We start from the raw sequence: 12,243 nt of genomic DNA on the forward strand, positions 1-12,243 counted from the left end.
GAACAATGAAATTAAAGACATATTATATAAGCTTCGTATTACTTTTCACAGGATTTGTTGGTTTTGCACAAACTCCTAATAAACTTCTTGAAGATCCATCTAATACTAAAAAAATGGATTTTCAAAAGATTAAAGTAACCAAAAATGATAAAATAAAAGCCGCTAATGCATTACAGAATAGACTTATTGATGAACCATGTTTAATTGATCCAATTACTGGAGATTGTATAGATTTCATAGACCCGATAGATCCAATAGATCCGATTGACCCTATCGATCCTATTGATCCACCTGTTATACCTACGGTGTCAGCAGGAAGCACTCCTGATGGATTTGCAGTTTCATTATCAGGTGCTGCCTCTTATCGTGTACCTTTAACTTTACCACCTGGAATTAAAGACATTGCTCCAAGTATTGCTCTGTCATTTAGTAGTCAGGCAGCTAATGGTCTTGCAGGTTGGGGATGGAATATTGAAGGTTTATCAACTATTACAAGAATCTCATCTACAAAATATCATGATGGATTTATTGACGGAGTAGATTTTGATAACAAAGATAGATTTGCTTTTGACGGACAGCGACTGCTATTAAAATCAGGAACTTATGGAGCAAATAGTTCGGAATACCAAACTGAAAACTTTTCAAATATCAAAATCAAAGCGTATGGAACTTCTCCATATGGGGCTTCGTACGGACCATCTTATTTTATAGTTTTCTATCCTGACGGAACACGTGCTTGGTATGGTAATAGTGGATCTTCGAGAGGAAGACTGGAATGGGCGTTGTACAAACGACAAGATCCACAAGGAAACTACATTGAATACAATTATTCTCAGAGTAATAACTTATTGCGTATAAATAGAATACGTTACGGATCACGAACAGGGACAACACCTCCAAATGATATTTATTTTTATTATAAAACCAGAACACGACCAGATATTTCTTATGTGCAAGGAATCACATTTAAAAGAAGCAACATTTTAGATCGTATTGAGGTAAAAGGCGGCGGACAATTGTACAGAAAATATCAACTTTCGCATAACACAACTTCATTAGGATATCAACGAATGTCGTCAATTAGAGAATACAATGGTTCAAATCAATCGTTTCCATCAATCACATTTTCATATGAATACTCTTCAAGCGGTGTAACAAGAGATGGTAATACATTAGACATTTATCCAGGAATTAACTACAATACCGACAGAATTGCTGTTGGAGAGCTGAATGGTGATGGAAAGATGGACTTTATTACCTACAATAAAAATTCGAGAAATAAACTGAATGTATTCATGGATATTTTTGATGATTACGGTTCAGGTATTTCGTTGGGATATGCGGTAAATACGGAAAAATTTGATGATGTTTTTGCAAGTACCATTTTATCATGGAATGGAAAAATATTATCACAACAAGGAATAACTACGGCAAGAGAAACCATTAATAGTTCCAATTCTACAGTTCGTTTTAGAACTTTTGCAATGGCGGCATACGGACCTGTATTACAGTATGATAAAAATGTAAATTTCCCAATAGGACCTGCTCCGATAGACTATTGTAGTTACGGCGGAAATATCAGTAATGAAGACCGAAAAATTCCAAAAAAATATATAAGTGGAGACTTTAACGGAGACGGATTAACAGATGTTTTAGCCATTCCTAAAAGGTATTATAGAACAGTTTGCGACGAAGTATATGATCCATGGGACGATTACGGGTATGATGAATGCGAATGTGAAAGTGAATCAGTTTCACAAGGAAACTCAGAAGTATACTTTGTAGATTTAAAGCGTACGGCAAGTACAAGTGCTGTTAATATTGGTTCGTTAGCATACCGTATTCAAGATAATTCTGATAAACTATTTGGATTGGATTTTGATGGTGATGGAAAAACAGATTTAATGCACTTTAGAGATGGATTGGTTAGAGTATATTCTATGAATTCTTCCAATCAATTGGTGCAAATTGCATACTTATCATATAGTCATATCGATAAAGACAAACCAATCTTATTTGGAGATTATAATGGTGATGGAAAAACGGATTTTGTACAGCCTTCTGCTGAAAATAGTTCTACATGGCGTTTTTATCTTTCAAGAGGCAATAACATCTATTACTATTCAAAAAGTATCGGAATTCTATACAAAGAAAACTACGTACATAACGGATCAAGAAATGTAAATGGTGTTTCAATGAGCAACCCTTTGTATGAGTATCATTACATAGCACAGGATTACAATGGTGATGGGAAATCAGACATCTTAAAACATGAAGTAGTATCACCATACTCGTCGTATAATGTTGTTAGTGATAGATTGCAATTATATACCAACAAACAAAATAGTAGTGAAAGTACACCATCTTTCCAACTAACAACCAATTCTTTAGCAGTAAACAATGGTGTTACCAAATTTGGTATTCCATTATTCTTAGAAGCTAAAGGAACAAATAGCAATTTAGAATACGCCTATATTGATGGAAATAATGTACATACGTATGAATTTAGAAGAGACAGTAAAAAAGATACTTCGCTCAAAAGAATTAGCAATAACGGTGTTGTAACTGATATTCTCTACGAACGTATTGGAGTTACAGATAACTCATCACCATATGCTACATATATCTATTCCCCGGATTATAATGAAAACTATCCTTTTGTCAATATCAATGTGGCACCATCTTTAAAAGTAGTTAGCGAAGCAAAACATACTGGTGGCGGTCAAACACAAAAACAATTATATCAATACAAAGGAGCAGTTTCAAATGCTGAAGGACTCGGCTTTTTAGGTTTTAAAGAATTTAAAAAATCCAATTGGTTTGGTGATGATGTAGGACAGCTCTGGGATGTATCCAAATACGACATGCAAAAACGAGCCGCTATGACAGAACAATGGGTTTCTACATCGTCTTCAAGTTATCTGCCGTCTAGTTTTGCAAGTAAAACAACCTATACTTATTCAACACAACTACTTTCAAATAAAGTATTTGTCAACGTGCCGACTCAAATTGTAAGAGAAGATGGCTTACAAGGTATTAGTTCTACGGAAACCTATACCTATGATACATATAAAAATCCGCTATCTATCAATACTACATTTACAGGAGGTTCTAAAACAGTAAGTTATCTGTTTTCAAACAATCCTACATCCACAAGTCAATATTACCATGTTGGTCGTCCTACTAAAAAGACCGAGGTCAATGTGTTAAATGGAAATTCATACAGTTCAGAAGTACAGTTTACATATAGTAATAACTTAGTGACTCAAACTAAAAACAAAGGAAATGGGACACCTTGGCTTACGGAGAGTTTCCTATTTGATGCATTTGGAAATACCACAAAAAAAACTACCAGTGGTTCAGGGATATCCAATAGAGTGGAGGAATACGAATATGATGCTAGTGGTCGTTTTATGACCAAGAGTAAGGATGTACTTGGTCTGGAAACTACATTTACCTACAACAATACTACTGGTAACCCAGCCTCCTCTGTGAGTCCTTACGGGCTAACAACTATGTTGGAATATGATGGTTGGCAACGTTTGACAAAAGAAACAGATTACTTAGGAAAAGAAACTGCTTATACATATGCCAAGGAATATATTTCTGGTTTAGGTTGGTGTTTTACCAAAAACATTGATTATCCTGAAGGAGAAGATGAAAAAATGTATTACAACTCTTTTGGATGGTTAGTACAAAGTAAAAGGTTGAGTCTTAATAACAAATGGGTACAAAGACGCTTTGAGTATGATGTCATGGGACGTCAAACTAGAAAAAGCGAACCATATTTCAGCAATAGTAGCCCAACACATTGGAATCAGACTTTTTATGATCAATATAGTAGGCAGGTAACAAATACTTCGTTTACAGGAAAAGTAATCAATACAACTTATAATGGACTTTCTATTACAGTTGATGATGGTACAAAAACAATTACAACCACTAAAGATGCTGCAGGTAATATAGCCACACTTCAAGATCCTGGCGGAACTATTAACTATCAGTATTTTGGTAATGGAGCAATGAAATCTGCAAATTATGGTAGTCACACTGTTTCAGTAACTATAGATGGTTGGGGACGTAAAGCATCACTTTCTGATCCTTCGGCAGGAACATATTCATACCAATACAATATTTTAGGTGAAGTTATTGAAGAAACCAGTCCAAAAGGAACTACTACATATGGATATGATGCGTATGGTCGTTTGGATACTAAGACGGTAAATGGAGATCAAACAAATCTTTCATCAAATTATTTATATGATGGAACAACTAAATTACTAAATAGCATAAGTGGTACTAATAGTAGAAGCAATACATATTCTAACTATACATACAATTATTACTACGATAGTTACAAACGTTTAAACAAAATAAAGGAAACAACAGAAACAGGAAATTTTGAAAAACGAATGACATTTGATTCCTTTGGAAGAGTATCAAGTGAAAACTACATTAGCAATCATTCTGGTTCGGGTGTAAATAGTAATATAAAAACTAAAAACACATATGATTCAGCTGGTATTCTCACAGAAACAAGAGATTTCAATACCAATAATCTACTTTGGAAAGTAAATGACGAAAACGCCAGAGGGCAAGTGTTGGATGTTCTATTAGGAAATGGTATTACAAAAACCAAACAGTATGACCAATATGGTTTCTTAACTAATATTACGGATAAAGAAAGCTCAACTGGAGGCGTACAGGCTTTACGAATGGATTACAGTTTTGATACGCAACGAGGTATCTTAAACAGTCGTAAAAATTATGCCTTTACAAATTGGAATGAAAGCTTTACACATGACAATTTAGATAGACTAACACATATCAATGGTCCGGCTTCGCAAAATAACACATATGACAACCGTGGACGTATTACTAACAATTCATTTGTTGGAGATTATAACTATACGAGCGCTAGTATGTACCAACTTGCAAATGTTGATTTAAATAATCAAGGAGATTTATACTATCAACAAAATAGCTTGCAACAAATTACCTATAATGCTTTCAAAAAACCTATTGAAATTTTTGAAGAAGAAAAAGGACGTGTAAGTTTTGAATATGGTCCTATGATGAATCGTACACATTCGTTTTATGGCGGATTGGACGAAAATAAAACGGATAGAAGATATCATAAACAATATTCAAGTATCATTCCTGTAGAAACAGTATATGATAATGTTAATGGAAGCACAAAAATTATTACATATATAGGAGGCAATGGATATACAGCTCCTATTGTGCACATTAAAACAGATGGAAACCCAAGTGGTGATGTCAATGAATACATGTATTTACACAGAGATTATCTGGGAAGTATTCTTGCAATTTCCGATTCATCTACAAACATATTAGAACAACGTCAATTTGGTGCATGGGGTGTCACTGACGCCTTTAAAAAAGGAAATGCTACAGCTGAATTTAATCATGACTCATTAATTGGGCGTGGCTATACAGGACACGAACACTTTTTTGAAGTATCGCTAATCCATATGAATGGGCGTATGTATGATGCGCAATTAAGACGTTTTCTTTCGCCCGATAACTACATTCAAGATCCATACAATACGCAAAGTTTTAATAGGTATGGGTATGTTTGGAATAATCCACTTAGCTATAATGATCCAAGTGGGGAAATTATTCCAATACTTGGAGCCATTCTTATAGGAGCTTTAGTTGGAGCAGCCACAGCGGCGGCAGTATATACGGTTACGGCTCTCGTTACGGGTAATTGGTCGTGGAGTGATTTTGGAAGATCCATCTTATACGGAGCAATAGGAGGTGCTATTACCGGTGGTCTGAGTTGTGCAGGAAACGCACTGTTTTCATCTGCAGTTGCTAATGGAGGAACAGGTGCTTTTTGGCAAAGTGCAACATATAATGTATTAAGTGAAGTAGCTTCTCAAGTAGGAACAAGTTTAGTTTTTGGAGATGGTATTACATTAGGAACAATTGCCGGTGGAATTGCTGGTGGATTTGCCGGAGCTAATATACCTGCCTGGAGTGGAGTAAAAGGAGGAGCGCTTAAAAATGCATTAGGAGAACTTGCTTACAGTGGAATGAGAGGAGGTCTAAGAGGTGCCGTATCTGGTGGATTTGGAGCTCTTGTTGACGGTAGAAATATTAGAGATGGTATTTTAAATGGAGCTAAAAATGGAGCAATGGGAGCTGCAAGTCAATCTTTTGCAGCCATAGCTGTTTTTGGAGTCTCTTATAAGCCTGACCGTGAATATGGTGATTTCGGGAAAAATAAACCAGTATACAGAAAAGGTACTTTTATAACAAGAGCTTTCGCAGGAGGAGGTTCAGGAGTAGCTTTAGGACGTAATCTTATTACAAATGAATTAAAAGGAGATGAGGATTATAATAATTACTTAAGAGCTCATGAAACTGGACATTATGCTCAACAAAGGGAAATGGGAGTATTCAACTTTTATACACAAACAATAAGCGAATATTTTAATTTTGGAATCAACAATGTTTATGGTATACCAAATACATTAGAATACAATGCAGATAGATATGCATTACAACAAGTAGGATATTATTATCATGGCGGTAGACATACAAATTAGTTTTTTAAATAAATTGTTTTGTTTTTTTCTAATCACTTTATTTTTAGGTTGTGATATACCTGGAAAGATATTGATTAGAAATAAGACAGAAGATGATGTTATTTACAGATATTATAAAAAAGAAACAGATGAAAATGCTGCTATTGATACAATAAGTATTCATGTGCCAGCTTTGAGTGAAAAATATATAATATTAGGATTCGGAAATTTATGGACTGAATCACAACTAAAAAGTTATGTTCAAAAGTTGCAAAAAATTGAACTGATTAAAGCTAATGATACTATTGCTCTAAAAGGTGAAGTTGAAATTTATAATTATTTTAAAAAAAGAATTAAAGGTATACATAAAGATGAAATTGAAATAATAATAAAGTGATCTCACAGTAAAAAGTGATTCAAAAAATGACCCGTTCTAAAAAACATTACAGTTTTCAGAACGGGTCAATATGTTTTGAGGTATAAAAGAAAAATAGAATAATAAACTCTTTTACCTTTTCAATCTTTAAATAATTCAATTTACTTCAACAAGAAACTCCTCAACCTTCTGAATAACTTCTATATTTCCAAGAATTCTACGGTGTCCTAACCTTTTTGTAATGTGAATACTTCCATCTTGAAGCTCATTATATATTGCATGTGCACAATCAATAGGAACATCTACATCATTTTCATCATGAATAACCAATGTAGGAATATTTACTTTTTTGGCTGCATTATGAGCAGAAGCATAATCTATATCACGACCAAATAATCGATCAAGATTTGCTTTCATCTTTTTTCCAACTTTATCTTTCAGTGTAAGTGTACGCGTAAAATGTTTAATAATATCCGTAATCACGTCCGCTGCACCAATAGTAACAAGTCTTTTTACTTTAAAACCTTCACGAACCGCGTTTAATAAGGCCATTCCGCCTAAACTATGTCCGACAGCAAATTCAAAAGGTCCATATTGTTTATTTATCTCATGAATAGATTCTATAAACTCAGGCATAGAAGTTGTTGACCCAGGTGCTTTTCCGTGTGCAGGCGCATCAAAACTTATAATTTCGTAACCCAAATTCAAAAAATGATCTGCAATTTTTACTAATTGTGTTCCGCGTCCGCTCCAACCGTGTGCTAGTAATATTTTTTTATCACTTTTCCCATATCGATATACAATTACAGTTTTCAATATTTCGGGAATATCAAGTTGTGTTTGTTCAGTTTCTTTATCCATATGAAACTCACGCTTTGGCATTTTGTGTTTCAAAGGAGTAATAAATAAACGTTGCGCATATTTTGCGGCAAGCGAAGTAGAAATAAATTGTAAAAAACGCCCTGTGTATAAAATTACTTTAGGTACTTCTACAGCAGGTTCTGATTTTATATTTTGTGCAGTTTGACTCATTTTTTGGTAGCATGTCTAAGATCATTCAAAATTGAGATAAATTTTCGAGCTTCGGAAATACATTGCGTAGTTTTATCAAACTAATTGAATTATTAGTAATTTTGTATTAATTATCTTATCAATTAGAAAGTGAAAAATTAAAAGATACCTAAAATCTAAATACATGAAAAAGTTAGCATTCCTTTCCGTTTTCTTGTTTTTGTTGTCATGTGCAACAAATCCTTTTACAGGAAAAAAAACAATGGCGTTTGTGTCAAATGCACAATTATTTCCAACTGCTTTTGCGCAATATGATCAATTTTTGACTGAAAACAAAGTAGTTACTGGAACTGCAAAAGCAGAGATGATCAAAAGAGTAGGAGAACGTATTGCCGTAGCAGCAGAACGTTGGCTTGATGCAAATGGGCAGCAAGGATATTTAAAAGATTATAAGTGGGAATACAATTTGGTAAACGATCCGGCAGTAAATGCTTGGTGTATGCCAGGAGGAAAAATTGTTTTCTATACAGGAATATTAGATGTAGCACAAAATGAAACAGCTATCGCAGCAATTATGGGACATGAAGTTGCACATGCATTGGCAAATCATGGACAACAACGAATGAGTGCTGGTTATTTACAACAAGGTTTAGCTTTGGCAGGAAATATTGCTATTAAAGATGATAAATCGCGTCAAGCGTTTAATCAATATTATGGAGTTGGATCAACAGTATTAGGAATGTTACCATTTAGTAGAGCGCATGAAAATGAATCTGATAAAATTGGAATTTATTTAATGGCAATTGCAAAGTATAATCCTGATGAAGCTGCTGAATTGTGGAAACGTATGGGCGCAAAAAGTAGTGGGAAAGCACCACCTGAGTTTTTAAGTACGCATCCAGCTAGTGAAACACGTGTGAAAAACCTTCAAGCTGAAGCAGCGCGTGCAAGAGTAGAAGCAGAAAAATTTGGTGTGACTTCATATCGTCCATTAGGAAAATTTTAAACAAAGACATTCAAAATAAATATGTATTTTAGAAGCTGCTCAATTTAGAGCAGCTTTTTTTATTTAAAAACACATGGAAAAAACTACTGGATTGCAAAAAGGAGATAAAAAACTTATTAATGCTTGGGCGTTTTACGATTGGGCAAACTCTGTGTACTCACTCGTAATTAGCACGGCGGTTTTCCCGATTTACTATGCAACCATTACTGAAAGTTTTAAGAGTTTTGAGCTTACTAAAAAGATTCAGTTTTTAGGGACAGATTGGGATCCAACAACACTTTACAATTATACAATTGCATTTTTTATGTTTATCGTTGCAATTATTTCTCCAATACTCTCAGGAATTGCCGATTATACAGGAAACAAACTTAAGTTTTTAAAATTCTTTTGCCTTTTAGGTTCATTATCAATCATGGGATTGTATTTCTTTCAAGGAGAATCCACTTTATGGGTTGGAATTTTACTGACTATAACTTCAGGAATTGGATTTTGGGGAAGTATTGTGTTTTATAATGCGTATTTGCCCGAAGTTGCACACCCTGAACAACAAGATGCAGCAAGTGCTAAAGGATTCATTATGGGATATATAGGGTCTATATTATTGCTTATTATTTGTTTGGTAATTATAATGAAGCCAAATTTAGTAGGTTTGGAAGAGGGAACTTTACCAACGCGAATTTCTTTTGTCGTTGTAGGTCTTTGGTGGCTTGGTTTTGCACAAATAACCTATCGTAAATTACCAAAGAATGAAAACATTCGGAAACCCCAAAAAGGCTATTTAACAAGTGGTTTTAAAGAGTTAGGAAAAGTGTGTGGCGAATTAGTAAACTATCCGCAATTGCGAACATTTTTACTTTCATTTTTCTTTTTTAGTGTTGGCGTACAAACCATTATTTATATGGCAGGGATTTTTGGAAGCACGGAATTGGGCTTACCAACAACTAATTTAATTGGTGCTATTTTGTTAGTGCAGATTGTCGCTATTTTTGGAGCTTACATTTTTTCAAATGTTTCTAAGAAATATGGAAATTTAAAGGCTTTAAAAATTACAATTGTCATTTGGGGAATTGTTTGTTTTGTAGCGTTTTCACTAGATAAGAATCAAGATAATATAGAAATGTACTTTTATTGTTTAGGTGGATTAATAGGATTAGTACTTGGCGCGATTCAATCCTTGTCACGATCAACCTATTCTAAATTATTGCCAGAAACTGAAGATACAGCAACCTATTTTAGCTTTTACGATGTAACTGAAAAAGTAGCGATTGTCTTAGGAATGATTGTGTTTGGAGCATTAAACGCAATTACAGGTTCTATGCAATGGTCAGTATTATTCTTGGCAATTTTCTTCTTAATTTCCTTTATTATATTAAGTTTTATTAAGAAAACAAAATATGTGCAATAATGCGTATGAAATAACTTATGTAGTATATTATATTGAATGTCAGGAATTTTATTAAATTTGCTCGAAAATCAAACCGATATACTATGAAAAAAGTTTTTTCTATTCTTGCAATTTTTGCTATTGTCATGTTTACTTCTTGTGACGATGAAGCCATAGATTTAGAATTGCAGCAATTAGTTGATGAAACCAATGCCGCACAAAATCCAACAACTGGGAACCCTACTACTGGTGGCGGTTCTGCAGATGCAACGTTTCAAGTGGATATTGATGGTGAAACGTATGTATCCGAAATTACTAGTGGAGCTTTTATAAATGGAGTTGTTAATATTACTGCTTTTAGAAATAATAATGAAGAAACTATTACTATTACATTTCAAGCCAATCAAACAGGAATTTATCAATTAGGAATAGCAAATCCAGGAGAGTTTTTTGTAAACGGAGCGGCATATGTGCCTGAAGCTGGAGCAAATGGATTTGTTTCTGCACTAGAAGGAAATATGATTTCGCAAGGAGAAATAAATTTGTCAGAAATTGATGAAACTAATCAAACTTTGTCTGGAACGTTTAATTTTACAGCGTATCGTGAGCAAACTCTTGGAAATGTAGAAACTTTAGAATTTACAAACGGAAGTTTCACAAATATTCCATATTCTGGAGATTTAGGAGATATAAATAATCCTGATAATAGTTTTTTCGCAAAAGTAGATGGAGTTGAATTTGTAGAAGACGCAGTTAATGGAATTGAAGTTCTTGGTGTTTTTAATACAATAGGAATTACAGCTGTTAAAAATAGTTTTGAGACGATTGGAATTACAGTTCCTAATGATATTACACTAGGAGAATATACATTTGGTTTGCCAGGTGATGGTAGTCCAGTAGGTCAATATAACGTGAGTCAAACTGACGCTTTTATTGGAGATGGAACGTTAATAATAACTGTTCATGATACTGAAAATAATAGGATAGAAGGAACGTTTTCTTATACAGCAACTTCTTTTTTAGGAAATCCTGAACCGGTTTACGAAATCACAGAAGGTGCTTTTGAAGTAACGTATCAATAAATAAGTATACAGAAATAAACATAAAAAAACCACTCAACTTGAGTGGTTTTTTTATGCCCAATAATTAATTTTTTGAATCTTCTAGTTCATAGAAATACTTCCAGAACCTGATACTTTCGTGTCTTCTTTTGAAGGTCTTCCTTTATATGTAATATCTCCTGAACCTGCAACACGAGCTTTTAAACTATTTTCAGCGTATAATCTAATATCTCCTGATCCTGCTAAACTTACTACTGCGTTTTTAGCTTTTAATTTGTATGCATGAATATCTCCAGAACCTGCTAATTTTATTTCTGCATCATCAGCATTTCCTCTAGCAGTCATATCTCCTGATCCAGAAACGGCCATTTTTAAATTATCTACATCAACATCTAAAATAACATCTCCAGAACCTGCTAATGCCATTTTTAAATCGTCTCCTTTAATAGTTGCATTCTTTGTGTATACATCTCCAGAACCTGCTAATGCTACTTTGTCAAGATCTTCAAAAGGAACTGTAATTACTAATTTTTTACCGTTACTAACACGTAAACTATATCCTTTTTTAGCTTTAATTTTTAATGTTCCGCCGTTTACTTCCGTTAGAATATGCTCAAGTAAATTTGATTCTCCTTCTAAAGTAATTTTCCCTTCTTTTCCAGAAACTAATTCTACATCAAAAGAGCCTGCTACTGCAATAGCGTCATAATCTGATGTTGTTCGTGTAGTGGTTGTCATTTTTCCATTTCCTCTAATTTTCTTTCCCCAACCGAATGCATGTGAAACTGTTGTTGATAAAAATAATGCGATGATAAATACTGTTACTTTTTTCATAATTCTTGTTTTTG

Annotated in this window: 7 protein-coding genes; 5 read left to right on the forward strand and 2 right to left on the reverse strand. The window is 33.9% G+C overall.

Annotated features, from left to right (window positions below; genetic code table 11):
* Positions 1-5: 5 nt before the first annotated feature.
* A complete protein-coding gene (locus tag ACUUYC_RS14535; RefSeq protein ID WP_474266871.1) occupies positions 6-6,578 on the forward strand; it encodes an RHS repeat-associated core domain-containing protein in 6,573 nt (2,190 codons plus the stop codon).
* The gene (locus ACUUYC_RS14540; protein WP_474266873.1) at positions 6,556-6,954 is read left to right on the forward strand and encodes a hypothetical protein; all 399 of its coding nucleotides are present in this window, start codon (positions 6,556-6,558) and stop codon (positions 6,952-6,954) included. The genes ACUUYC_RS14535 and ACUUYC_RS14540 overlap by 23 nt, the downstream gene beginning before the upstream one ends.
* Positions 6,955-7,089: 135 nt before the next feature.
* On the opposite strand, the gene ACUUYC_RS14545 is transcribed toward ACUUYC_RS14540, so the two are convergent.
* On the reverse strand, positions 7,090-7,965 hold the full coding sequence (locus tag ACUUYC_RS14545) for an alpha/beta fold hydrolase (protein ID WP_474266875.1): 876 nt from the start codon (positions 7,963-7,965) through the stop codon (positions 7,090-7,092).
* Between the two features lie 163 nt (positions 7,966-8,128).
* On the opposite strand from ACUUYC_RS14545, the gene ACUUYC_RS14550 reads away from it, so the two are divergent.
* From ACUUYC_RS14550 to ACUUYC_RS14560, 3 genes are all read left to right on the forward strand, one after another.
* Positions 8,129-8,950: a M48 family metallopeptidase gene (locus tag ACUUYC_RS14550; RefSeq protein ID WP_474266877.1), complete on the forward strand. Its 822-nt coding sequence runs from the start codon at positions 8,129-8,131 to the stop codon at positions 8,948-8,950.
* Positions 8,951-9,023: 73 nt separating this feature from the next.
* The gene (locus tag ACUUYC_RS14555; RefSeq protein ID WP_474266879.1) at positions 9,024-10,355 is read left to right on the forward strand and encodes an MFS transporter; all 1,332 of its coding nucleotides are present in this window, start codon (positions 9,024-9,026) and stop codon (positions 10,353-10,355) included.
* An 83-nt stretch (positions 10,356-10,438) separates the two neighbouring features.
* A complete protein-coding gene (locus tag ACUUYC_RS14560) occupies positions 10,439-11,416 on the forward strand; it encodes a DUF6252 domain-containing protein (RefSeq protein WP_474266881.1) in 978 nt (325 codons plus the stop codon).
* An 81-nt stretch (positions 11,417-11,497) separates the two neighbouring features.
* On the opposite strand, the gene ACUUYC_RS14565 is transcribed toward ACUUYC_RS14560, so the two are convergent.
* Positions 11,498-12,229, reverse strand: a complete 732-nt coding sequence (locus ACUUYC_RS14565; protein ID WP_474266884.1) for a head GIN domain-containing protein — start codon at positions 12,227-12,229, stop codon at positions 11,498-11,500.
* Positions 12,230-12,243: the final 14 nt, after the last annotated feature.

The organism is Kordia sp. E (assembly GCF_056033805.1).